The organism is Luteimonas sp. A501 (assembly GCF_054052085.1).
Window position 1 is genome coordinate 630,088 of record NZ_JBSVRI010000002.1, and the last position, 23,201, is coordinate 653,288.

Consider the following 23,201-nt stretch of genomic DNA (forward strand, 5'->3'; position numbering starts at 1 on the left):
CCATTCGATCGCAGCTATAGCTGCTCCCACGGATGTTCCTCCGGCGCCACCAACGCCTGCGCGAGCGGCTACAGCCGCGATCAGGACCTGGCAGGCATCGCGGGCCGCCTGCAGCCACACCCGCCATACCGCTTCCCGAGACCAGCCATGACCACCCCCGTACAGCCCCAGACCGCCGCCGACGAAAACAGCCTCATCGCCGAGCGTCGCGGCAAACTGGCCACGCTGCGCGGGCAGGGCATCGCGTTCCCGAACGACTTCCGGCGCACCGACCACGCCGGCGACCTGCAGGACGAGTACGCCGACGCCGAGGCATGGAGCGCCGAGGCGCTGCAGGAAACCGGGCGGCGCGTGGCCGTGGCCGGGCGCATGCTCGCCAAGCGGGTGATGGGCAAGGCCGCGTTCGTGCAGCTGCAGGACGTCAGCGGTGGCGTCCAGCTGTTCCTGCAGGCGAACGCGCTGGGCGCCGCCTATGACGCGTTCAAGGCCTGGGACGTCGGCGACATCATCGCCGCCGAGGGCGGGCTGACCCGCACCCGCACCGGCGAGCTTTCGGTCAAGGTCGACTCGCTGCGCCTCTTGACCAAGTCGCTGCGCCCGCTGCCGGACAAGTGGCATGGCCTGGCCGACGTCGAGCAGCGCTACCGCCAGCGCTACGTCGACCTGATCGTGAACCCCGACGCGCGCGAGGTGTTCGTGGTGCGCTCGAAGGTGATCGCGGCCATGCGCCGCTGGCTCGATGCGCGCCGTTTCCTCGAAGTGGAGACGCCGATGATGCATTACATCGCCGGCGGTGCCACCGCGCGTCCGTTCACCACCCACCACAACGCCCTCGACCTTGAGCTCTACCTGCGCGTGGCGCCGGAGCTCTACCTCAAGCGGCTGGTGGTGGGCGGCTTCGAGCGCGTGTACGAGATCAACCGCAACTTCCGCAACGAGGGCGTCAGCACCCGGCACAACCCGGAGTTCACGATGCTCGAGCTGTACGAGGCCTATGCCAGCTATATCGAGGTCATGGACCTGACCGAAGGCATGATCCGCGACGTGGCGCAGGAGTCGACCGGCACCACGCGCTTCGATTGGGACGGCCACGACATCGACCTGGCGCCAGCGTTCCGCCGCTGGAAGATGGAAGACGCGGTGCGCGAGCTCAATCCGGACATCAGCGCCGCCGACTGCCGCGACCGCGATGCGCTCGCCGCCCATTGCCAACGCCTGAAGGTGTCGATCAAGCCGTCCTGGGGCTGGGGCAAGCTGCTGCTGGAAATTTTCGAGGCGACGGTCGAAGACGGGCTGGTGCAGCCGACCTTCATCACCCACTACCCGGTGGAGGTCTCGCCGCTGGCGCGCGAGTCCGACTCGGATCCCGGCATCACCGACCGCTTCGAGTTGTTCATCGGCGGCAAGGAGTTGGCCAATGGCTTCTCCGAGCTCAACGATCCCGAGGACCAGGCCGCGCGCTTCCGCGCCCAGGTCGAAGCCAAGGCCGGCGGAGATGACGAGGCCATGCACTATGACGCCGACTACATCCGCGCGCTCGAAGTGGGCATGCCGCCCACCGGCGGGCTGGGCGTCGGCATCGACCGCCTGGTGATGCTGCTGACCGGTTCGTCGTCGATCCGCGACGTGCTGCTTTTCCCGTATATGCGCCCCAGCGGCACGGCGCAGGGGTGACCAGAACGGGCAGCAAGTGCCCGGTCCGTGCCGGATCTGTCGTATTCTCGGGCGTTGGCCCTCCAGAACGGGGGGCCGGGGCGGGCACGGACCATGCGTGCCCCGACTACCGGCGGCATCCGTGTGCCATGCCGGGACCGACCGCGCTGGGGGCAGGAATCACGTGAACATCGTCATCGTCGACGACCAGACTTCGGCACGCACGATGCTGCGGCACATCCTCGAGGACATCAGTCCCGAGCTGGAGGTGCTGGACTTCAGCGACCCGCAGGAAGCCCTGCGCTGGTGCGAGGACAACCGCCCCGACCTGCTGCTGCTCGACTACCGCATGCCGGTGATGGACGGCCTGGAGTTCGCACGGCGCTTCCGCCGCCCGCTGCTGCACCGCGACGTGCCGATCGTGCTGGTGACCGTGGTCGGCGATGAGCCGATCCGGCAGGCGGCACTCGATGCCGGCGTGATCGATTTCCTGGTCAAGCCGGTGCGCCCGCGCGAGCTGCGGGCGCGCTGCCGCAACCTGCTGCAGCTCCGCCAGCAGGCGGAGTCGGTCAAGCAGCGCGCGCTTTCGCTCGAGCAGCGGCTGCTTTCGAGCATGCACGAGGTCGAGGAACGCGAGCGCGAGACCCTGACCCGCCTGGCACGTGCGATCGCCTACCGCGACTCGGGCACCAGCGCCAACCTCGCGCGCCTGGCCGCAGTGGCGGGCATCGTCGCCGAAGGCCTGGGCCTGGGCGAAGACGAGGTCCGGACCATCGAGCTGGCCGCGCCCCTGCACGACATCGGCAAGATCGCGATCCCCGACGCCGTACTGCTCAAGCCCGGCCCGCTCACCGAGGACGAACTGGTGGTGATGCGCCGGCACCCGGAGATCGGCCACGAGCTGCTGCAGGGCAGCCAGAACCGTTTCGTGCAGATGGGGGCCAGCATCGCACTCCGCCACCAGGAGCGCTATGACGGCAGCGGTTATCCCGACGCGCTGGTCGGTGAAGCCATCCCGCTGGAGGCGCGCGTGGTCGCGGTGGCCGACGTCTTCGACGCCCTGCTGTCCGAACGCCCCTACAAGCGCGCCTGGAGCATGGACGAGACCTTCGACTACATCACGTCCGAAAGCGGGCGACTGTTCGATCCGCGCTGCGTCGATGCGCTGGTGGCCAACCGCGGGCGCGTGGAAGAAACCTGCGCCCGCTACGCCGCCGAGGCTGCAGCAGCCGAGGCCGGGGAGGCCTGAGCGCGATGGTCGCCGCCCTGCACTGGGCCAGGCAGCGCCTGTCCGGCCGTGCCGATACCGAACACGGCCAGGCGCTGGTGCGCATGGCGATGCTGGTGCTGGTAGCGGCCTACCTGCAGGTGGTGGTCAGTGATCAGCCCGGGGTGGCGCAAGCGCTGAGCCTGTCGCGGCAACTTCTGGCAGTGGAGTTCGGGATCGGCTTCGTGATCCTCGGATGGCTGCTGGCGCGCCCGGGGGTGTCGTATCCGCGCCGGGTGCTGGGCATGATCGCCGACTACAGCCTGATGGGCGTCGGGCTGTACCTGCTGGGCGACCTGCTGGCCTGGATGTACGTGGTGATCATGTGGGTCACGGTCGGCAACGGCCTGCGCTATGGTCCGCGCTGGCTGTACCTGGCGATCGGTTTCGCGACGGTGTCCTTTGGCGCGGCCCTCCTGACCACGCCCTACTGGCAGCAGAACCTGTTGCTGGGCAGCGGGCTGCTGGTGGGGCTGGCCGCGGTACCACTGTATCTCAGCTCGCTGCTGCGCAAGCTGGTGCAGGCCACCGAAGCCGCGGAAGCGGCCAACCGCGCCAAGAGCCGCTTCCTGGCCAATATCAGCCACGAGCTGCGTACGCCGCTCAACGGCATCCTGGGCATGTCGGAGCTGCTTTCTTCCACGCCCCTGAGCGCCGAACAGCGTGACAGCGCGGAGGTCATCCGCACCTCGGCGCGCTCGCTGCAGATGCTGGTGGACGAGGTGCTCGACCTGTCCAGCATGGAGGCGGGCAAGTTCAGGCGCACCGATGCCGACTTCTCGCTGACCGAGCTGATCCGCGGCATCCAGCTGATGCTCGAGCCCGGAGCCCAGGCCAAGGGGCTGCTGTTCGCGACCCGGGTGGCCGCGGGCGTTCCGGCGCAGATGCATGGCGACAGCAACCATTTGCGCCATGTGCTGGTGAACCTGGTGTCCAACGCGATCAAGTTCACCGACCACGGGCGGGTGTCACTCGAGGTCGAGCGGCTGCCACGCGATGACAGCGCGACCTGGCTGCGCTTTTCGGTCCGGGACACCGGTATCGGCATCGCGGAAGACGCGCACGGGCGTATCTTCGAAGCCTTCGAACAGATCGACAGCGGCCTGGGTCGCCGTTTCGGAGGCTCCGGCCTGGGCACGACCATCGCCAAGGCACTGGTCGAGCAGTTGGGCGGCAGCATCGGCGTGGAAAGCACGCCCGGCGGGGGGTCGCACTTCTGGGTGGAACTGCCGTTTGCGGCGGCGACGCAGTCGTCCGTCGGCGACGGCAGCAACATCATCGCCTTCGGCGACCCCTTCGTGCGCCACCGCGCCCGGGTGCGTCCGCTGCGCGTGCTGGTGGCCGACGACCAGGGTGCCAACCTCATGGTGATGCGTCGCCTGCTGGAAAAGGCCGGGCATCGCGCCCAGGTGGTCGACGATGGCGACGACGTGTTGTCCGCGCTCGAAGCGCAGGCCTTCGACGCCGTGATCATCGACCTGCACATGCCCGGCCAGAGCGGCGTGGAAGTGCTCAAGCAGGTGCGCTTCATGGAAGCCGGCCGCAAGCGCACGCCGTTCATCGTGCTCACCGCCGATGCCACGCCGGAGGCGCGGGCTGAATGTGAACGCGCCGGGGCCTACGCCTTCATGACCAAGCCGGTGGTGGTCGACCGCCTGCTCGAGCGCCTGGCCGCGATCGCCGAGGGCGCCGCGCCGTCGATCGCGGCCCAGGACGCCCAGCCAGCGGCCGCGGGGCAGGACGATGGCAGCGTGATCTCCCAGCACATCCTCGACGAACTGCGCGAGATGGGCCTGGGCGAGGAATTCGTGCACCGCTTCCTGGGCGAGTGCGCCAGGGACGCGCGCAAGTGCGTAGCCGAGCTCGAGGTCGCCGGCGCCGACGCGCAATGGGAGGCGTTCCGCGACGCCTGCCACGCGCTGAAGGGCGCGGCGGGCAACATGGGCGCGGTCCGCCTGTCCGACAGTGCCACGCAGGGCATGGGCATGCACAGCGACGAGCTCGCGCGCGAGTGGCCGGGCATGGTGCGCCTGCTCCGGCAACAGCTGGAACAGGCGCTGGCCGCGCTGCGCGCGCGCGGCGACCTGGTGCGCGGCGACGCCGCGACGGGTCCGGACAGCGCCTGAGGCGCCGCAGGCCCGGTCAGTGGCCGTGGGCGCGTGCCGCGGCGCCGTGCGATTCGGGCCGCTGCAGCTGGGCGCGCACCAGGCGCTCCATCATCCGCAGTTGGCGGTCGCCGAGCTGCAGCGCGGTGTCCACCCAGATGCGGGTGACTTCCATCAGGTCTTCGTGGGAAACGGGATCGATGGCATCGCGCACGCGGTGCAGGGCCAGCCTGGCAGCGGCGATGCGGCGGTTCTGGCGGATGACCTCGTTGACGCCGCGCACGCCCTCGCCGGGCTCGACCAGCACGTCGACGATGCCCATTTCATGGAGCCGCTCGCTGCTGTACATCACGCCGTCCAGCATCATCGCCTCGGCGCGCCTTGGACCGATGCGTTGCGAGAGCAGCGAGTAGGCGCCCATGCCGGGGAACAGGCCGAAGAGCACTTCGGGGAAGCCCATCTGCACGCCGCGTTCGGCAACGATGGTCTGGCAGGCGAGGGCGAGTTCGAAACCGCCGCCCAGCGCATCGCCTTCGACCAGCGCGATGGTGTGCGCGTTGGGGTGCAGGCGGGTGTGCAGCAGGTGGATGCTGTCGACGCATTCGGTGGCATAGCGCAACAGGCCGTCGCGGTCACGCTCGCGGATCAGCCGCGCGAACAGGTCAAGGTCGCCGCCAAGGTTGAATACGTGCGCATCGGAACCGATGACGATATGCGACAGCGACGGGGTGGACCCGGTTGCGGCCTCGGCCTCGGCCTGGCAGCCCTCGATGGCCTCGCGCGCGAACAGGCGCAGTTCGCGCAACAGCCGGGGCGAGAAACAGGGGCGGTATGACGCGTCGCGGAAGGCCCCGGTGGCGTGCATATGGCACCAATGCGAGGCGTTGGACGGGTCGTGTGAGATGCGGATCGTGGCCAGGTCCGTGGCGGTATTGCCGTGCAGCATTTCGACGTTCATGTGGAGGTCCCCTGACGTGCAGGACGCCTCCGGCCGGGCCCGCCGGCGGAGTCCAGGAAAGATGATGAATGCCCGTTAGCAGGCATCTATGCGCTGTTTCCCCCGCTTGGGCAAGCGGGGAGGGGGCAGCAGGGTCCAGGGCGAACGGTGTTCCGTTGAAGTTGTGATCTAAGTCACACTTCAGGCCGGTGTTTCGTCGCGGAGCTCCCGGCGCAGGATTTTTCCGACGTTCGTCTTCGGAAGTTCGTCACGGAACTCGATGATGCGCGGCTGCTTGTAGCCGGTGAGTTCGTTGCGCGCGTGCGCCTTCACCTGTTCGGCGGTCAGGGACGGATCCTTCTTCACGATCACGAGCTTCACCACCTCGCCCGATTTCTCGTCGGGAACGCCGACCGCGGCCACTTCCAGCACGCCGGGCATCATCGCGATCACGTCTTCGATCTCATTGGGATACACATTGAAGCCCGAGACCAGGATCATGTCCTTCTTGCGGTCGACGATGTAGAAGAAGCCGCCTTCGTCCATGCGCGCCATGTCGCCGGTATGCAGCCAGCCATCGGCATCGATCGCCGCCGCCGTGTCTTCCGGGCGCTGCCAGTAGCCGCGCATCACCTGCGGTCCCTTGATGCACAGTTCGCCGACTTCGCCGACCGGCAGCACGCGGCCTTCCTCGTCCTTGACGCAGGCGTCTGTGGATGGAATGGGCAGGCCGATGGCGCCGTTGTATTCGACGAGGTCCATCGGGTTGATGCAGGCCGCGGGCGATGTCTCGGTGAGTCCGTAGGCCTCGACCAGGGTTACGCCGGTGGCCTTCTTCCAGCGCTCGGCCACCGAGCGCTGCACGGCCATGCCGCCGCCCAGGGTCAGCCGCAGCTGCGAGAAGTCCACGTCCTCGAAGCCGGGGGTATTGAGCAGGCCATTGAACAGGGTGTTGACGCCGGTGATCGCGGTGAACGGCTCGCGCTTGAGCTCCTTGACGAAGCCCGGCATGTCGCGCGGGTTGGTGATCAAGATGTTCTTGGCGCCGAACTTGGTGAACACCAGTCCGTTCGCCGTCAGCGCGAAGATGTGGTAAAGCGGCAGCGCGGTGACAATGACTTCCTGGCCCGGTTTGGCCTGCTTGCTGACCCAAGCAGAAGCCTGCTGCATGTTCGCCACCAGGTTGCGGTGGGTGAGCATCGCGCCCTTGGCGACGCCCGTGGTGCCGCCGGTGTACTGCAGGAAGGCGATGTCCTCTCGGTCGATGTCGACCTTGGGCGTGCCGTACCTGGCGCCGGCCTTGAGCGTGTCGCGGAAGCGGGTCGTGCCCTGGATGGAATAGTCGGGCACCATCTTCTTCACGTGCTTGACGACGAAGTTGACGATCGCGCCCTTGGGGAAGCCGAGCATGTCGCCCAGGCCGGTGGTGATGACGGTTTCGACCTTGCTGTCGGCGAGCACCTTCTGCACGACGTGGCCGAAGTTGTCCAGCACCAGGATCGCCCGCGCGCCCGAGTCCACCAGCTGGTGGCGGAGTTCGCGCGCGGTATACATCGGGTTGGTGTTCACCACCGCAAGCCCGGCGCGCAGCGCGCCAAAGGTCGCGATCGGGTACTGCAGGCAGTTGGGCATCATGATCGCGATGCGATCGCCCTTCTTCAGCTTCAGCACCTCAAGCAGGTAGGAAGCGAACTGGTTGCTGAGCGTGTCGAGCTCGCCGTAGGTGATCGAGACGCCCATGTTGGAGAACGCGGGCTGGTCGCGGTACTTGTCGATCGCTTCCTGGAGCAGCGCGGGGATCGACGGGTACTCGTCGGCATCGATATCCGCCGGGATCCCTTCCGGATAGTTCGCCAGCCACGGCCGTTCAGTACTGCTCATTCATTCCCCCTCGGGCTGTTGTGCCGGCATGCTCCATGCCTCGGCGTATCGTCTCGATTGGAGCACAGGCTTCCGCAGCGCGGCAAGGCGCAGTGCAGCTATGCTGGCAATCGCTGGATTGATCGGAGGATGCGGCATGCCCAGTCACGGAAGCGGGGACACTGCGGTTTGGCGCGCCGGTGCCCTGCTGGTGCTGCTCTGCATGATCGCGATCGGCTGCACGCGCCCGCCGCCGGAACAGGCATTGCGGGACGCTTTCAAGGGGCTGCAGGCGGCAATCGAAGCGCGCGACGCGGGCGATGTCGCGTCGTTCCTGGCGGAGGATTTCATCGGCCCCGGCGGTCTGGACCGCGACGGCGCGCGGCGCCTGGCCGCGCTTCATTTCCTTCGCCACGCCGACGTCGGCGTCCTGCCCGGACCGCTGGATGTCGAGCTGCAGGAGAACCATGCCCGGGTGCGCTTTGGCGCCGTGCTCTCCGGCGGTGGCAGCGGGCGCTTGCTGCCGGAAAGCGCCCGCGCCTGGCAGGTCGACACCGGCTGGCGCCTTGTCGACGGCGACTGGCGGATGGCCAGCGCCGACTGGTCGCCGGCGCTGCGCTGATCCTTTTTCCGTCGGAGCGGCTTTTTTGTAGGAGCGGCCTTTGCAGGAGCGGCTATAGCCGCGAAGGGGTCGCAGGACTGTCGCAAGATTGATCGCGGCTATAGCCGCTCCCACAGGTGCAGGGCGATGGCTTGGCCAAAGTGGTGCGGACTGGCCGGGTCGCAGCTATAGCTGCTCCTACAGGTGCTTCTGCGGCCGTTCCTGCAACCGCCCCTGCAACCGCCCCTGCAACCGCCCCTGCAACCGCCCCTGCGACCGCTCATGCAGGGGCGGCGACAGGAGCGTCAGGCGGAGTGCTGCCCGGCCAGCTGCCGCAGCACGTAGTGCAACAAGCCGCCGTTGCGGAAGTATTCCACCTCCTTGGGCGTCAGCAGCATCACCTCGGCCTGGAACGCCTTACTGCTGCCGTCGGCTGCGGTGGCGGTCACCGTTGCACGCTTTGCGGCGCCGTCCTGCAGCCCGGTCACCGCATAGGTCTCGGTGCCATCCAGCCCCAGCGACGCCGCCCCTTCGCCCTCGACGAACTGCAGCGGCAGCACGCCCATGCCGACCAGGTTGGAGCGGTGGATGCGCTCGAAGCTCTCGGCGATCACCGCCTTCACGCCCATCAGGTTGGTGCCCTTGGCCGCCCAGTCGCGCGACGAGCCGGTGCCGTATTCCTTGCCCGCGATCACCATCAGCGGCGTGCCGTCGGCCTTGTACTTCATCGCCGCGTCGTAGATCGACATCTTCTCCGGCGGGGTGCTGCCGAAGTACAGCGTGTTGCCGCCTTCCTCGCCGCCGAAGAACTGGTTCTTGATGCGGATGTTGGCGAAGGTGCCACGCACCATGACGTCGTCGTTGCCGCGACGCGAGCCGTAGCTGTTGAAGTCGGCCGGCTGCACGCCGCGCGACTGCAGGAACAGGCCCGCGGGCGAGTCCTTCTTGATCGCGCCCGCCGGCGAGATGTGGTCGGTGGTGATCGAGTCGCCGAACAGGCCGAGCACGCGCGCGCCATGGATGTCGTCGATGTTGCCGACCTCCATGGTCATGCCGTCGAAGTAGGGCGGGTTCTTGATGTAGGTCGAGGCCTCGTCCCAGGGATAGAGCTCGCTTTCCGGCGATTCCATCGAGTTCCAGCGCGCATCGCCCTTGAACACGTCGGCGTAGTTCTTGGCGAACAGTTCGGGGCCCACGGTCGCGGCGATCATGTCGCCGATTTCCTTGTTGCTCGGCCAGATGTCGCGCAGGTAGACGTCGTTGCCGTCCCGGTCCTGGCCCAGCGCTTCGGTGGTCAGGTCGATGTCGACGGTGCCGGCGATCGCGTAGGCCACGACCAGCGGCGGCGAGGCGAGGTAGTTCATTTTCACCTCGGCGTGGATGCGTCCCTCGAAGTTGCGGTTGCCCGACAGCACGGCGGCCGCGGCGAGGTCGTTCTCGGCAATGCCCTTGGACACCGCTTCCGGCAGCGGCCCGGAGTTGCCGATGCAGGTGGTGCAGCCGTAACCGACCACGTAGAAGCCGAGCTTCTCCAGGTCGTCCATGACGCCGGCCTTCTTCAGGTAGTCGGTGACCACCAGCGAGCCCGGGCCGAGCGAGGTCTTCACCCAGGGCGCGGCCTTCAGGCCCTTGGCCACGGCGTTGCGCGCCAGCAGGCCGGCGCCCAGCATCACCGCCGGGTTGGACGTGTTGGTACAGGAAGTGATGGCCGCGATCACCACCGAGCCATCGCTCAACTCGTGGTCGCAGTCGTTGATGGAGATCCTGGAAACCGGCTTGGCCGCCAGGCGCTCGGCCTGCGGCTGGCCGCCACCTTCCTTCTCGAAGCGGTTGACCTGCAGGTCGCGCGACTTTTCGCGCTGGGCGGTCATGGAGCCGACGTTGTCGTTGAAGTTCCGCTTCATGTCTTCGAGCAGCACGCGGTCCTGCGGGCGCTTGGGGCCGGCAAGCGACGGCTTGACCGTCGCCATGTCGAGTTCCATCACCGACGAATAGCTCGCATCGGCCTGGCCGGGCTCATGCCACAGGCCCTGCGCCTTCGCATAGGCCTCGACCAGCGCGATCTGCTCTTCGCTGCGCCCGGACAGGCGCAGGTAGCGCACGGCCTCGGCATCGACCGGGAAGATGCCGCAGGTGGCGCCATATTCGGGAGACATGTTGCCGATGGTGGCGCGGTCGGCCAGCGGCAGGTGCTGCAGGCCTTCGCCAAAGAATTCGACGAACTTGCCGACCACGCCATGCTTGCGCAGCATCTGGGTGACGGTGAGCACCAGGTCGGTGGCGGTGGCTCCTTCCGGGAGCTTGCCGCCGAGCTTGAAGCCCACCACCTGCGGGATCAGCATCGACGAAGGCTGGCCCAGCATTGCCGCCTCGGCCTCGATGCCGCCCACGCCCCAGCCGAGTACGCCGATGCCGTTGATCATCGTGGTGTGGCTGTCGGTGCCGAACACGGTGTCCGGGAACGCCCAGGTCTCGCCCTCCAGCTCGCGCTCCATCACCACGCGGGCGAGGTTCTCCAGGTTCACCTGGTGCACGATGCCGGTATTGGGCGGAACCACCTTGAAGTTTCCGAACGCGTTCTGGCCCCAGCGCAGGAAGCCGTAGCGCTCCCTGTTGCGCTGGAATTCGATCTTGCCGTTGAGATCCAGCGCATCCGGGCGGCCGAACACGTCGACCTGCACCGAATGGTCGATCACCAGTTCGGAAGGAATCAGCGGGTTGATCTGGTCCGGGCTGCCGCCCAGGCGCGCGACGGCATCGCGCATGGCCGCGAGGTCGACCACGCAGGGCACCCCGGTGAAGTCCTGCAGCACCACGCGCGCGGGCATGAAGGCGATTTCGGTGTCCGGCTCGGCGGTAGCGTCCCAGCGCGCCACCGCCTCGATGTGCTCCTTGCCGACCGTGACCCCGCCGTCCTCATGGCGGAGCAGATTCTCCAGCAGGATTTTCATGGCGTAGGGCAGGCGGGCAATGTCGAACTGCTGGCCGAGCTTGGCGAGGCTGGCGTAGGTGTAGGACTTGCCGTTGACTTCGAGGCGGTCGCGGGTGGAGAAGGAATCGGCCATGGCTGGGCTCCTTTTGTGCGGATGGCTGGCGGACTGGCAGGCCCCCAGTCTACGGATGAATGTGTAAGCGGGCGTTTGCGGCATTCCAAGTATGCGGCCTTGGGTATGCCTTGCAGGGTATGTATACTACGCGCATACCGTTCCAGCCATCCCCGCCCCGGGGCAGGAGTTCCCATGGAAGCCACCGTAGCCGAGCGCGGCCAGATCACCCTGCCCAAGGCGGTGCGTGACGCCCTGGGGCTGACCAAGGGCACCTTGCTCAAGGTCGAGTTGGAAGGCGGCCGCATCATCCTGCGCAAGAACGTGGACGATGCGATCTCCCGCGCCCGTGGCCGCTTCAAGCTGCCCGAGGGCGTGAGCACCGACGACGTCATGCGCGAGCTGCGCGGGCGCGCGCCGGGCGACCCGGTCGAGTCCTGACCGCGCCGATGATCGCGATCGACACCTCTGTCCTGATCGACCTGCTGGGGGACGACGCAGGCACGGCCGACGCCGCCGAGCAGTGCGTGCGCGACGCGCTCGCCCTGGGGCCGGTGGTGCTGTGCGACGTGGTGGTCAGCGAGATCACCGCCGGCCTCGGCCACGGCACCGACATCATGGACGTGGTTGAAGAAATGGGCATGCGCTACGTGCCCGTCGAGCGCCGCTCGGCGATCCGTGCCGGCGAGATGCAGCGCCGCTTCAACCAGCGCCGCCGCGCCGCGGGGCAGGGAGGACAGGCCTCGCCGCGCACCGTGCCGGACTTCATCGTCGGCGCCCACGCACTGCTGCAGTGCACCGGCCTGATCACCCGCGACGCAGGTTTTTTCCGCGACTACTTCAAGGGCCTGAAGGTCATCGTTCCCAAGGCCCCGTGATCGAATCCACGCTTCATTTCCACCGCGACATTCCTGGAGTACCCCCCCATGTTGGAAGCTTATCGCCATCACGTGGCCGAACGCGCTGCGCTCGGCATCCCGCCGCTGCCGCTCTCGCCGCAGCAGACCGCCGACGTCATCGAGCTGCTGAAGAACCCGCCCGCCGGTGAAGAGCAGTTCCTGGTCGAGCTCTTGACCCACCGCGTGCCCGCGGGCGTGGACGATGCCGCCAAGGTCAAGGCCAGCTACCTCGCTGCCGTCGCGTTCGGCACCGAGCAAAGCGCCTTGATCGGCCGCGAGCGCGCCACGGAACTGCTCGGCACCATGCTTGGCGGCTACAACGTCGCGCCGCTGGTCGAGCTGCTGGACGATGCCGATCTCGGTGCGGTCGCGGCCGAGGGCCTGAAGCACACGCTGCTGGTGTTCGACGCCTTCCACGACGTGGAGGAGAAGGCGAAGGCCGGCAACACCAACGCGAAGGCCGTGCTGCAGAGCTGGGCCGACGCCGAATGGTTCACCTCGAAGCCCGAAGTGGCGGAAAGCATGACCATCACCGTGTTCAAGGTGCCGGGTGAAACCAATACCGACGACCTGTCGCCGGCGCCGGACGCGACCACCCGCCCCGACATCCCGATGCATGCGCTGGCGATGCTGAAGAACAAGCGTCCCGATGCGCCCTTCGTGCCGGAAGAGGACGGCAAGCGCGGCCCGATCCAGGCCATCGCCGACCTCAAGGCCAAGGGCCACCTGGTCGCCTACGTCGGCGACGTGGTCGGCACCGGCTCCAGCCGCAAGTCGGCCACCAACAGCGTGCTGTGGTGGACGGGCGAGGACATCCCCTTCATCCCGAACAAGCGCTTCGGCGGCGTCTGCCTGGGCTCGAAGATCGCGCCGATCTTCTACAACACGATGGAGGACGCCGGCGCGCTGCCGATCGAACTCGACGTGTCGAAGATGGAGCACGGCGACGTGGTCGAGCTGCGTCCGTACGAGGGCAAGGCGCTGAAAAATGGCGAAGTGATCGCGGAATTCGAGGTCAAGAGCGAGGTGCTGTTCGACGAGGTGCGCGCCGGTGGCCGCATCCCGTTGATCATCGGCCGTGGCCTGACCGGCAAGGCGCGCGAGTCGCTGGGCCTGCCCGCCGTCGACCTGTTCCGCCAGCCGGCGGTGCCTGCCGACACGGGCAAGGGTTTCACCCTGGCGCAGAAAATGGTCGGTCGCGCCTGCGGCCTGCCGGAGGGGCAGGGCGTGCGCCCGGGCAGCTACTGCGAGCCGAAGATGACCACCGTGGGTTCGCAGGACACCACCGGCCCGATGACCCGCGACGAACTGAAGGACCTGGCCTGCCTGGGCTTTTCGTCCGACCTGGTGATGCAGTCCTTCTGCCACACAGCGGCCTATCCGAAGCCGGTGGACGTCAAGACGCACCACACGCTGCCGGAGTTCATCTCCACCCGCGGCGGCGTCTCGCTGCGCCCGGGCGACGGCATCATCCACAGCTGGCTCAACCGCATGCTGCTGCCCGATACCGTCGGCACCGGCGGTGACTCGCACACCCGCTTCCCGATCGGCATCTCGTTCCCGGCGGGATCGGGGCTCGTCGCCTTCGCGGCGGCCACCGGCGTCATGCCGCTGGACATGCCGGAGTCGGTGCTGGTGCGCTTCAAGGGCAAGATGCAGCCCGGCGTCACCCTGCGCGACCTGGTGCACGCGATTCCGCTGTACGCGATCAAGGCAGGCCTGCTGACCGTCGCCAAGCAGGGCAAGAAGAACATCTTCTCCGGCCGTATCCTCGAGATCGAGGGCCTGCCGGAGCTCAAGATCGAGCAGGCCTTCGAGCTCGCCGACGCCTCGGCCGAGCGCTCCGCCGCCGGCTGCACCGTGCGCCTCGACCAGGCGCCGATCATCGAGTACCTGACCAGCAACATCACCCTGCTGAAGTGGATGATCGCCGAGGGCTATGCCGACGCGCGCACGATCCAGCGCCGGATCGACAAGATGGAGCAATGGCTGGCCGACCCGCAGCTGATGGAGCCGGACGCAGACGCCGAGTACGCCGCGGTGATCGAGATCGACCTGGCCGAGATCGTCGAGCCGATCGTGTGCTGCCCGAACGATCCGGACGACGCCAAGACCCTGTCCGACGTGGCCGGCGCGAAGATCGACGAGGTGTTCATCGGCTCGTGCATGACCAACATCGGCCACTTCCGCGCGGCGGCGAAGCTGCTGGAAGGCAAGCGCGACATCCCCACGCGCCTGTGGGTCGCACCGCCGACCAAGATGGACGCCAGCGAACTGACCAAGGAAGGCCACTACGGCACCTTCGGCGCCGCCGGTGCGCGCATGGAAATGCCGGGCTGCTCGCTGTGCATGGGCAACCAGGCCCAGGTGCGCGAGGGCGCATCGGTGATGTCGACCTCGACCCGGAACTTCCCCAACCGCCTGGGTCGCGGTGCGAACGTGTACCTGGGTTCGGCGGAGCTGGCGGCGATCTGCTCGCGCCTGGGCCGCATCCCGACGCGCGAGGAGTACCTGGTCGACGTCGGCGTGATCGACGGTCATGGCGCGGAGATCTACCGCTACATGAACTTCGACCAGATCGAGGAGTACCGCGAGGTGGCGGAGGCGGTGCCGGCGGCCTGATCCCGACCGCCGTCGCAGACAAGGAGACGCCCGGCATCGCCGGGCGTTTTCCTTACATCCTCCCCCGCCAATCCCCCGCTCTTGTAGGAGCGGCTTTAGCCGCGATCGCCCGGAGCGTGCTCCTGCAGAGCGGACATAGCCGCGACCAGCATGTAACCCCGCCTTTGTAACCCCCGCCTTGATCCGGATCCCAACAAATGCAATCCCCCCGAAACCCTCTGTCACCCACCGGCAAACTCTTCACGGCCATCGCCCTGATCGAAGCCTTCACCTGGGCCGGCCTGCTGGTCGGCATGTACCTCAAGTACGTCAGCGGCACGACCGAACTCGGCGTCTGGCTGTTCGGGCGCCTGCACGGCGCCGCTTTCCTGCTCTATGTCGTGGTCGCATTCGTCGCAGGCGTCAGGCTGCGCTGGCCGATGTGGGCACTGCTGCTCGCGGTGCTTGCCGCGATCCCGCCGTTGGCGACGCTGCCCCTCGAATACTGGTTCCGCCGCCGTGGCCTGCTGTCGGGAGCGGCGACGCCGGCTGATCCGGGTGCGGAACGCACAGGCCCCATGTAGCAGCCAAGTGTCGGCCGAACCCGACCCCAACCCCCAACCGCTTTTGCCCTATCCGCGAAAATCCGCCCTGATCCGCGCGAATCCGTGGCAAAAAAGCTGGTCAACCGCTCCCTCAGCCCAACAGATCCTCAACCGCCTGCGCCATCGCCCCACGGCGCAACAGGAAGTCCCACGGACTGCCGCCAAACTGACGCCACAGCACCGCCGAACGCAGCGCTGCCAGCAGCATCGCGCGGATCTCGGCCACGATCGCGGCCTGGCCCAGGTAGTGCGGGTTGCCCTGAACAAGCACGCGCGGGCGCAGGTGGCTGACGGTGTCGGCGTACAGGGTGCCGAGCTTCGCCAGCACCTCCGGGTGGGCCGTTCCCAGGCGTTCGGCCTCGATGCGCGCGGCAAGGATGCCTTCGTGCACGCGTCCGGCGATATCGTCGTCCTGCACGAAGCGGCGCTCGAGCTGGGTCACCGCCAGCGCCAGCTTCGGCAGCAGCGGGTCCTGGCCCTTGTTGGCCAGGTAGTCGCGCACCAGCATCAGGCCCGGGCGCACGTTGGGAACGCCGCCGTAAACGTCGGCGGGGGACTCCGCGTCGATCCGGAACACGCTGCCAAGCGCGGTTTCAAGCACCGTGCCCTCGGCCTGTCCGGTCTCTGCCACGCGGCGCACCTGGCGCAGCGCCTGGGCGAGGCCGGCGAGTGCCAGCATGCGCTCGTGCATGTCGCTCATGCCGATGCCTCCAACGTGCCGGCCGGCGCGTCGGTAGCGGCGATCACGGCGCCGCCGAGGCAGGCGTCGCCGTCGTACAGCACCACGGACTGGCCGGGCGTCACTGCGCGCTGCGGGCGCGGGAAGGCGACCCGCAGGGCACCAGAATCATCGACTGTCACTTCGCATGGCTCCTCTTGCTGCCGGTAGCGCGTCTGCGCCGTGCAGCTGAAACGGGTGGATGGCGGCGCGCCGGCGATCCAGTGCGCGGCCTCGCTGCGCAGGATCTGTGACATGAGGTATGGGCTGTCATGCCCTTGGTCAACCGTGAGCACGTTGGACGCCACGTCCTTGCCCACCACGTACCACGGCTTGTCTTCGAAACCGCGACGGCCGCCGATGTGCAGGCCCTCGCGCTGGCCCAGCGTGTAGTAGAACACGCCCTGGTGTTCGCCCACGGCCTGCCCGCCGGGCGTGCGGATCTCACCCGGCCGCGCCGGCAGGTACTGGCCGAGGAACTCGCGGAAATCGCGCTCGCCGACGAAGCAGATGCCGGTCGAGTCCTTCTTCGCCGCGGTCGGCAGGCCGGCTGCGCTGGCCATCGCGCGCACGTCGCCTTTTTTCAGTTCGCCTAGCGGAAACACGGTGGCGGCGAGCTGCGCCTGCCCGAGCTGGTGCAGGAAGTAGCTCTGGTCCTTGCCGCGGTCGGCGGCGCGCAGCAGGCGCCAGTGCGCGCCGTCGTGGTCCACGCGCGCGTAGTGGCCGGTGGCGATGCGCGCGGCGCCCAGCTCGCGCGCGGCATCCAGGAAATGCTTGAACTTGATCTCGCGGTTGCAGAGCACGTCGGGATTGGGCGTACGCCCCGCTGCGTACTCGGCCAGGAAGTGTTCGAACACGCCGGCCCAGTACTCACCGGAAAAGTCGCGGAAGTGGATCGGGATCCCCAGCCGGCCGCAGACGGCCACGGCGTCGCGGCGGTCCTCGTCGGCGCGGCAGTGGCCGCTGCCGTCATCGGCCCAGTTGTCCATGAACAGTCCGGCGATGGATTCGCCGGCGCCGCGCAGGAGCAGGGCGGCGACCGAGGAATCCACGCCGCCGGACATGCCGACGATGATGCGCGGCGCCATCAGCGCACCGAGCGCAGCAGCGAAAGCGGCTGCCGGCTGCCGGCCAGGTGGTCGGCCACGACCTGCCAGACCAGGGGGCTGCGGTGTCGCTCCGCCTGCGCCTCCAGCTCTGCGGGAGTCAGCCACATCGCGCGCACGATGCCCTCGTCCAGTGACCGCGCCGGATCATGCGAGAGCGGTCGCGCAGCGAAGGCGAAGCGCAGGTAGTGGCGGCCCGGCGTGCCGTCCGGGCGGGTGGGGGAGGTCCACTGGTAGGCGCCGATGAAGGCGGTGGGCTCCACCGTCCATCCGGATTCCTCGAGGGTTTCGCGCACCGCCGCATCTACAAGGTCCTCGTCGGGCTCGAGGTGGCCGGCGGGCTGGTTCAGCACCAGTCGGCCCGCGGAGTACTCCTCGACGCAGAGCACGCGGCCGTCGTCGACCACCACGGTGGCGACGGTCACGTCGGGCTGCCAGACCCGGCCCTGCCGATAGGTCACGGCCGGTAGCGCCCACGCGCGCCCGGACGCATCGGGGCGTCGGCGTGGATCGTCGGGACAAGGCGGGCAGGCTGCATGCGGGAACCGTTGGCTGGCAGGGCATTTTCCCCCGGCAGGCGGGGTCCGTCCACCGGGCGCGCCGGTATAATCACGGCCATGAGCAACAACTCCGGACATGAGCGCGACCACGGCGTCGCCGTCGAGGTCGGTCGCCCCGAACTGGCGCGGCCGCCGCTGTATTCCGTCTTCCTGCTGAACGACGACTACACGCCGATGGACTTCGTGGTGGAAGTGCTGGTGCGCTTCTTCGGCCTGGACCTGGAACGTGCCACCCAGGTCATGCTGCACGTGCATACCCGAGGTCGCGGCGTGTGCGGGGTATTCACCCGCGACGTGGCCGAATCCAAGGTCGCCCAGGTCAACGAGTACGCGCGCCTGAACCAGCACCCGCTGCTGTCGACGATGGAAAAGGCCTGAGCGGATCCGCCGCCTTCGCCTGCACCCTGCGCTGACATCGCCTGCGGGGATACTGTGGCCCGTGGCCGACGCTTGCCATTGGTGCAGGCGAAGGCCTACAAGGAATCCGTCGCCGGATGGAAAAAGCCTCCGGGCATCCCCATCTGGTAAGCAGTGAATCCAGGAGGCCCCCGCCCCATGTTCAGCAAGGATCTCGAATACAGCATCGGCCAGTGCTACAAGCGCGCCCGCGAGGCACGCGACGAGTACATGACGGTCGAGCACCTGTTGCTGGCGCTGCTCGACAACCCTTCGGCAGAGACGGTGCTGAAGGCCTGCGACGCCGACTTCCACCGCCTGCGCTCCGACCTCGAGCAGGCCATCGCCAGCTCTGTTTCCCGGCTGGCCGATGACGACGGCCGCGACACCCAGCCCACGCTGGGCTTCCAGCGCGTCCTGCAGCGCGCGGTCTACCACGTGCAGTCCTCCGGCAAGAAGGAGGTCAGCGGCGCCAACGTGCTGGTGGCGATCTTTGGCGAGAAGGATTCGCACGCCGTCTATTTCCTGAACCAGCAGGACGTGAGCCGGCTCGACGTGGTGAATTACCTGTCGCATGGCATCGCACGCACGGGTGAGGAGCCGCAGTCCGACTCCGGCGATTCCGAGCCCAAGGCCGAAGTCGGCGAGGGCGAAGGCAAGGGCGACGCGCTGGAAGAGTTCGCCAGCGATCTCAACGAACTTGCCCGCCAGGGCAAGATCGACCCGCTGGTCGGCCGCGCCGAGGAAATCGAGCGCACCATCCAGGTGCTCTGCCGCCGCCGCAAGAACAACCCGCTGTACGTCGGCGAGGCCGGCGTCGGCAAGACCGCGATCGCCGAGGGCCTGGCCAAACGCATCGTCGATGGCGAAGTGCCCGAGGTGCTGGCCGATGCCACCATCTACTCGCTCGACCTGGGTGCGCTGGTGGCCGGCACCAAGTACCGCGGCGACTTCGAGAAGCGGCTGAAGGCGGTGCTGGCCGCGGTCGGCAAGCACGAGAGCGCGATCCTGTTCATCGATGAGATCCACACCATCATCGGTGCCGGTTCCGCGTCGGGCGGCACGATGGACGCGTCGAACCTGATCAAGCCGGCGCTGGCTTCGGGCGAGCTGCGCTGCATCGGCTCGACCACCTTCCAGGAATACCGCGGCATCTTCGAGAAGGACCGGGCGCTTGCGCGCCGCTTCCAGAAAATCGACATCGTCGAGCCAACGGTCGGTGAGACCTACGAGATCCTGCAGGGCCTGAAGCCCCGCTACGAGGCCCACCATGACGTCACCTACGCCGACGAGGCGCTGCAGGCGGCGGTGGACCTGTCGGTCAAGCACATCGGCGACCGCCTGCTGCCTGACAAGGCGATCGACGTGATCGACGAGGCCGGCGCGCGCCAGCGCCTGCTGCCCGAAAACCTGCGCAAGTCGCTGATCGACGTCGAGGAGGTGGAGACCATCGTCGCCAAGATGGCGCGCATCCCGGCCAAGCAGGTCAGCGCTTCGGACAAGGACGTGCTGGAGCATCTCGAGCGCAACCTCAAGATGGTGATCTTCGGCCAGGATCCGGCGATCGGAACGCTGACGTCGGCGATCAAGCTCGCGCGCTCCGGCCTGGCCAATCCCGACAAGCCGATCGGCAACTTCCTGTTCGCGGGCCCCACCGGCGTCGGCAAGACCGAGGTCACGCGCCAGCTGGCGTTGCAGCTGGGCATCGAGCTGGTGCGCTTCGACATGTCGGAGTACATGGAATCGCACTCGGTCAGTCGCCTGATCGGCGCGCCGCCGGGCTACGTCGGATTCGACCAGGGCGGGCTCCTGACCGAGAAGATCGTCAAGACGCCGCACTGCGTGCTGCTGCTGGACGAGGTCGAGAAGGCGCATCCGGACATCTTCAACATCCTGTTGCAGGTGATGGACCGCGGCATCCTGACCGATACCAACGGTCGCGAGGCCAACTTCCGCAACGTGATCCTGGTGATGACCACCAATGCGGGCGCAGCGCAGGCGGCGCGGCGCACGATCGGCTTCATGCAGCAGGACCACAGCACGGATGCGATGGAGGTGATCCGCAAGGGCTTCACGCCGGAGTTCCGCAACCGCCTGGACGCCATCGTGCAGTTCCAGCCGCTGGGCTTCGAGCACATCCTGCGCGTGGTCGACAAGTTCATCATCGAGCTCGAGGAGCAGCTGCACGAGAAGAGCGTGAGCCTGGCGGCGACGCCGGCGGCGCGCGAGTGGCTGGCCCAGCATGGCTTCGACCCGCTGATGGGCGCGCGGCCGATGTCGCGCGTGATCCAGGACAAGGTGAAGCGGCCGCTGGCCGACGAGCTGTTGTTCGGGCGCCTTGCGGGCGGTGGCAAGGTCTCGATCGACGCCGTGGACGGCGAGCTGGTGCTCGACGTGCAGGCGGAGCCGGAGAAGCTGCTGCCGGCGACCGTGGACTGAGCTGCCCGGCCCCCGGGCGGTGGGTCTCGCTATAGCGGCGATCGCGGCCATGGCCGCTCCCACTACAAAAAAGGCGGCCCGCGGGCCGCCTTTCCTCTTCAGGCGCGGGCGCGCCTTACTTCATGCGATACGTGATGCGACCCTTGGTCAGGTCGTACGGGGTCATTTCGACCTTGACCCGGTCACCGGTCAGGATGCGGATGTAGTTCTTGCGCATGCGCCCGGAGATGTGCGCGATGATCTCATGCCCGTTCTCCAGCTTCACACGGAACACCGTGTTGGGAAGCGTCTCGGAGACCGCGCCTTCGAATTCAATGACATCGTCTTTCGCCATGCGGTATGTACTGACCAATCTGTGGGCCGGGCGCGTTGCCCGTAAGACGGGAATTGTCGCACGCCCGGCCGCGTAGCGCAAAAGTTCCCTGTGGGAGCGGCCATGGCCGCGATCGCGGTCCCGTCGATCGAGCCCCGCCAACGGCATCGCGGCTATAGCTGCTCCCAGCGGGCCAGCGCGGGTGCGGAAAGCTCGCCGAAGTCACCCGCCCAAGACCCCACCCTGCCCGGCAGGGCGGTGAGGCGGCGCACTTCGGCCAGGAACCGGTCGCGCGGCCAGGACTGCGCGCCCATCCGCACCAGGTGCGCGTTCTCCACCTGGGCGTCCAGCAATGGCCAGCCCCAGCCATCCAGCACGCGGGCCAATGCGGCAAGGGCGACCTTCGAGCCACCGCTCTGCCCGCTGAACATGCTTTCGCCGAAGAACATCCGGCCCACCGCGACGCCGTAGAGCCCGCCCGCCAGCCGTCCGTCCCCGCCCCGGACCTCGATGGAATGCGCGTGGCCCAGGGCGTGCAGGGCCGAATACGCCTCGCGCATGGTGTCGGTGATCCAGGTCCCGTGGCCGTCGCCGCGAACGGTCGTGGCGCAGGCGTGGACGACCTCGTCGAACGCGCGATCGGCGACCACGCTCCAGTCCGAGCCCCGAAGCTGCCTGCGGAAGCGCGATGACAGGTACACACCGTCGGTGCGGAAGACCGTGCGTGGATCCGGGGACCACCAGAGCAGGGGCTGGCCTTCCGAATACCAGGGAAAGATGCCGTTGGCATAGGCATTGAGCAGCCGCGCCGGAGCCAGGTCGCCGCCCACGGCAAGCAGGCCGTCAGGCTCACGCAGGGCCGTCGCCGGATCCGGGAACGGCGCGCCCGGGTCCGCGTCCAGCAGGGCGGGCAGGGCGCGGCTCACGTGGCAGCCGGCACGTCGCGGAAGGGCGAGCGCCGCATCAGCGCCTGCATCATGCCGTCGACCGTGGCTTCCTCCTGCCGGCACCACTCCGAAAGTGCCTGGCGGAAGTCGGGGTCGGCAATCCAGTGGCGGCTGCGCACGGCCGTGGGCAGGAAGCCGCGCGCGATCTTGTGCTCGCCCTGGGCGCCCGGCTCGAAGTGCGAAAGCCCCTCGCGCAGGCAGTACTCGATGCCCTGGTAGTAGCAGGTCTCGAAGTGCAGCCCGGGCAGCTGGCGCACGGCGCCCCAGTAGCGCCCGTACAGCGTGTCGCGACCGCGCAGGCACAGCGCACCGGCGATGGCTTCGCCGTCGAGGTCGGCCAGCACCAGTACCAGCGCACGCGGCATGGTGGCGGCCAGGTGGTGCAGGAATTCGAGGGTCAGCGCCGGCGAGTTGCCGTAATCGGCGAATGTCTCGAGGTAGAAGTCATGCATGTTGGCGAGGTCGGTCGCGGTCGCCTCGTCGCCGTGCAGCACCCGGAACGTGACCCCGGCGCGCGCGACTTTCGCCCGCTCCTGGCGGATGTTCTTGCGGTGGCGGTGGTCCATGTCGGCGAGGAAGGCCGTGAAGTCGGGCCAGCCCGCCGCGTTGCGCCAGTGGTACTGGATGTCCGTGCGCCGCAGCCAGTCATCGCCGAAGACGGCCTCTTCCGCGGCCGTGTGGAAATTCACGTGGGCCGAAGACAGTCCCAGCGCGAGCGCGTCGTCGGCGATGGCCGCGAGCAGCCGGGCGCGCGCGGCCTCGTCGCGCGCCAGCAGTCGCGGCCCGGTGACCGGGGAGTAGGGCACCGCGCCCAGCCACTTGGGAAAGTAATCACGTCCGTAGCGCGCATAGGCGTGCGCCCACGCGTGGTCGAAGACGAACTCGCCGTGCGAGTTCTCCTTCAGGTAGCCGGGTGCCGCGGCGACCAGCGTGTCGCCGTCCCACAGCGCGACGTGCCGGGGCGTCCAGCCCCAACGCGGACGCAGGCAGCCGGCGGACTCCATTCCTTCCAGGAAGGCGTGCGCGACAAACGGGTTGCCGCCGTCATGCAGCGCGTCCCAGCCCGCGGCCGGGATGCCTGAAAGCGAAGCGTGGATGCGCACGACGGGCATGCCGCGGCTCAACCGGGGCCGCCCGCCGCGCGCCGCCG

19 protein-coding genes are annotated in these 23,201 nt (G+C 68.0%); 10 read left to right on the forward strand and 9 right to left on the reverse strand.

Annotated elements, in window-relative coordinates; all coding sequences use genetic code 11:
* Nucleotides 1-147 precede the first annotated feature (147 nt).
* The 3 genes from lysS (at nt 148) to ACW7G5_RS09375 (ending at nt 5,046) form a co-directional block, all read left to right on the forward strand.
* Entirely contained in the window at nt 148-1,674 is a 1,527-nt protein-coding gene (lysS, locus tag ACW7G5_RS09365) for a lysine--tRNA ligase (protein ID WP_457003855.1), read from the forward strand.
* Nucleotides 1,675-1,879: 205 nt separating this feature from the next.
* Nucleotides 1,880-2,902, forward strand: a complete 1,023-nt coding sequence (locus ACW7G5_RS09370) for an HD domain-containing phosphohydrolase (RefSeq protein ID WP_457003995.1) — start codon at nt 1,880-1,882, stop codon at nt 2,900-2,902.
* Between the two features lie 5 nt (nt 2,903-2,907).
* Nucleotides 2,908-5,046 (forward strand): ATP-binding protein, encoded by a 2,139-nt coding sequence (locus ACW7G5_RS09375; protein ID WP_457003857.1) that lies wholly within the window; start codon nt 2,908-2,910, stop codon nt 5,044-5,046.
* 16 nt (nt 5,047-5,062) lie between these two features.
* Here the strand turns inward: ACW7G5_RS09375 and ACW7G5_RS09380 are convergent, their stop codons facing one another.
* Nucleotides 5,063-5,983, reverse strand: a complete 921-nt coding sequence (locus ACW7G5_RS09380) for a crotonase/enoyl-CoA hydratase family protein (protein ID WP_457003858.1) — start codon at nt 5,981-5,983, stop codon at nt 5,063-5,065.
* A 180-nt stretch (nt 5,984-6,163) separates the two neighbouring features.
* Complete coding sequence (locus ACW7G5_RS09385) at nt 6,164-7,843, reverse strand: long-chain fatty acid--CoA ligase (protein ID WP_457003860.1); 1,680 nt, start codon at nt 7,841-7,843, stop codon at nt 6,164-6,166.
* Nucleotides 7,844-7,979: 136 nt separating this feature from the next.
* Between ACW7G5_RS09385 and ACW7G5_RS09390 the strand changes: the two genes are divergently transcribed.
* Nucleotides 7,980-8,444 (forward strand): nuclear transport factor 2 family protein, encoded by a 465-nt coding sequence (locus ACW7G5_RS09390; RefSeq protein ID WP_457003862.1) that lies wholly within the window; start codon nt 7,980-7,982, stop codon nt 8,442-8,444.
* A 284-nt stretch (nt 8,445-8,728) separates the two neighbouring features.
* Here ACW7G5_RS09390 and acnA read toward each other — a convergent pair whose 3' ends face one another.
* Complete coding sequence (gene acnA, locus ACW7G5_RS09395) at nt 8,729-11,572, reverse strand: aconitate hydratase AcnA (RefSeq protein WP_457003864.1); 2,844 nt, start codon at nt 11,570-11,572, stop codon at nt 8,729-8,731.
* Nucleotides 11,573-11,662: 90 nt separating this feature from the next.
* On the opposite strand from acnA, the gene ACW7G5_RS09400 reads away from it, so the two are divergent.
* From ACW7G5_RS09400 to ACW7G5_RS09415, 4 genes are all read left to right on the forward strand, one after another.
* Nucleotides 11,663-11,908, forward strand: a complete 246-nt coding sequence (locus ACW7G5_RS09400) for an AbrB/MazE/SpoVT family DNA-binding domain-containing protein (RefSeq protein ID WP_457003866.1) — start codon at nt 11,663-11,665, stop codon at nt 11,906-11,908.
* Between the two features lie 8 nt (nt 11,909-11,916).
* Nucleotides 11,917-12,345: a type II toxin-antitoxin system VapC family toxin gene (locus ACW7G5_RS09405; protein ID WP_457003868.1), complete on the forward strand. Its 429-nt coding sequence runs from the start codon at nt 11,917-11,919 to the stop codon at nt 12,343-12,345.
* A gap of 48 nt (nt 12,346-12,393) precedes the next feature.
* Complete coding sequence (gene acnB / locus ACW7G5_RS09410) at nt 12,394-14,988, forward strand: bifunctional aconitate hydratase 2/2-methylisocitrate dehydratase (protein ID WP_457003870.1); 2,595 nt, start codon at nt 12,394-12,396, stop codon at nt 14,986-14,988.
* Nucleotides 14,989-15,185: 197 nt separating this feature from the next.
* On the forward strand, nt 15,186-15,551 hold the full coding sequence (locus tag ACW7G5_RS09415; RefSeq protein WP_457003871.1) for a DUF3817 domain-containing protein: 366 nt from the start codon (nt 15,186-15,188) through the stop codon (nt 15,549-15,551).
* 112 nt (nt 15,552-15,663) lie between these two features.
* On the opposite strand, the gene ACW7G5_RS09420 is transcribed toward ACW7G5_RS09415, so the two are convergent.
* From ACW7G5_RS09420 to ACW7G5_RS09430, 3 genes are read right to left on the reverse strand one after another with little or no spacing between them, the layout of a single operon-like run.
* Nucleotides 15,664-16,263 (reverse strand): lysogenization protein HflD, encoded by a 600-nt coding sequence (locus ACW7G5_RS09420; RefSeq protein ID WP_457003997.1) that lies wholly within the window; start codon nt 16,261-16,263, stop codon nt 15,664-15,666.
* A 5-nt stretch (nt 16,264-16,268) separates the two neighbouring features.
* Complete coding sequence (gene mnmA / locus ACW7G5_RS09425) at nt 16,269-17,381, reverse strand: tRNA 2-thiouridine(34) synthase MnmA (RefSeq protein ID WP_457003999.1); 1,113 nt, start codon at nt 17,379-17,381, stop codon at nt 16,269-16,271.
* Complete coding sequence (locus ACW7G5_RS09430; RefSeq protein WP_457003873.1) at nt 17,378-17,857, reverse strand: NUDIX hydrolase; 480 nt, start codon at nt 17,855-17,857, stop codon at nt 17,378-17,380. Before ACW7G5_RS09430 ends, mnmA begins: the two co-directional genes overlap by 4 nt.
* A 156-nt stretch (nt 17,858-18,013) precedes the next feature.
* On the opposite strand from ACW7G5_RS09430, the gene clpS reads away from it, so the two are divergent.
* Complete coding sequence (clpS, locus tag ACW7G5_RS09435) at nt 18,014-18,334, forward strand: ATP-dependent Clp protease adapter ClpS (RefSeq protein ID WP_343253919.1); 321 nt, start codon at nt 18,014-18,016, stop codon at nt 18,332-18,334.
* A gap of 177 nt (nt 18,335-18,511) precedes the next feature.
* Nucleotides 18,512-20,791, forward strand: coding sequence for an ATP-dependent Clp protease ATP-binding subunit ClpA (gene clpA / locus ACW7G5_RS09440; protein WP_457003875.1), 2,280 nt, complete (start codon nt 18,512-18,514; stop codon nt 20,789-20,791).
* Between the two features lie 115 nt (nt 20,792-20,906).
* Here the strand turns inward: clpA and infA are convergent, their stop codons facing one another.
* The 3 genes from infA to ACW7G5_RS09455 all read right to left on the reverse strand — a co-directional run bounded on the left by infA (nt 20,907) and on the right by ACW7G5_RS09455 (nt 23,163).
* Nucleotides 20,907-21,125 carry a translation initiation factor IF-1 gene (infA, locus tag ACW7G5_RS09445; protein ID WP_343253921.1) on the reverse strand — a complete coding sequence of 73 codons (219 nt, stop codon included), beginning with the start codon at nt 21,123-21,125 and terminating at the stop codon, nt 20,907-20,909.
* A 152-nt stretch (nt 21,126-21,277) separates the two neighbouring features.
* Entirely contained in the window at nt 21,278-22,030 is a 753-nt protein-coding gene (aat, locus tag ACW7G5_RS09450; protein ID WP_457003877.1) for a leucyl/phenylalanyl-tRNA--protein transferase, read from the reverse strand.
* Complete coding sequence (locus ACW7G5_RS09455; RefSeq protein ID WP_457003879.1) at nt 22,027-23,163, reverse strand: GNAT family N-acetyltransferase; 1,137 nt, start codon at nt 23,161-23,163, stop codon at nt 22,027-22,029. Before ACW7G5_RS09455 ends, aat begins: the two co-directional genes overlap by 4 nt.
* Nucleotides 23,164-23,201: the final 38 nt, after the last annotated feature.

Coding starts and splice junctions, on each gene's coding strand:
- infA (WP_343253921.1), bottom strand. CDS start 21,125: ATGGCGAAAGACGATGTCATTGAATTCGAAGGCGCGGTCTCCGAGACG.
- acnB (WP_457003870.1), top strand. CDS start 12,394: ATGTTGGAAGCTTATCGCCATCACGTGGCCGAACGCGCTGCGCTCGGC.
- ACW7G5_RS09385 (WP_457003860.1), bottom strand. CDS start 7,843: ATGAGCAGTACTGAACGGCCGTGGCTGGCGAACTATCCGGAAGGGATC.
- clpS (WP_343253919.1), top strand. CDS start 18,014: ATGAGCAACAACTCCGGACATGAGCGCGACCACGGCGTCGCCGTCGAG.
- acnA (WP_457003864.1), bottom strand. CDS start 11,572: ATGCCGCAAACGCCCGCTTACACATTCATCCGTAGACTGGGGGCCTGC.
- ACW7G5_RS09455 (WP_457003879.1), bottom strand. CDS start 23,163: ATGCCCGTCGTGCGCATCCACGCTTCGCTTTCAGGCATCCCGGCCGCG.
- ACW7G5_RS09390 (WP_457003862.1), top strand. CDS start 7,980: ATGCCCAGTCACGGAAGCGGGGACACTGCGGTTTGGCGCGCCGGTGCC.
- ACW7G5_RS09415 (WP_457003871.1), top strand. CDS start 15,186: ATGCAATCCCCCCGAAACCCTCTGTCACCCACCGGCAAACTCTTCACG.
- ACW7G5_RS09370 (WP_457003995.1), top strand. CDS start 1,880: ATGCTGCGGCACATCCTCGAGGACATCAGTCCCGAGCTGGAGGTGCTG.
- ACW7G5_RS09380 (WP_457003858.1), bottom strand. CDS start 5,983: ATGAACGTCGAAATGCTGCACGGCAATACCGCCACGGACCTGGCCACG.
- ACW7G5_RS09420 (WP_457003997.1), bottom strand. CDS start 16,263: ATGCACGAGCGCATGCTGGCACTCGCCGGCCTCGCCCAGGCGCTGCGC.
- lysS (WP_457003855.1), top strand. CDS start 148: ATGACCACCCCCGTACAGCCCCAGACCGCCGCCGACGAAAACAGCCTC.
- ACW7G5_RS09405 (WP_457003868.1), top strand. CDS start 11,917: ATGATCGCGATCGACACCTCTGTCCTGATCGACCTGCTGGGGGACGAC.
- ACW7G5_RS09375 (WP_457003857.1), top strand. CDS start 2,908: ATGGTCGCCGCCCTGCACTGGGCCAGGCAGCGCCTGTCCGGCCGTGCC.
- clpA (WP_457003875.1), top strand. CDS start 18,512: ATGTTCAGCAAGGATCTCGAATACAGCATCGGCCAGTGCTACAAGCGC.
- ACW7G5_RS09400 (WP_457003866.1), top strand. CDS start 11,663: ATGGAAGCCACCGTAGCCGAGCGCGGCCAGATCACCCTGCCCAAGGCG.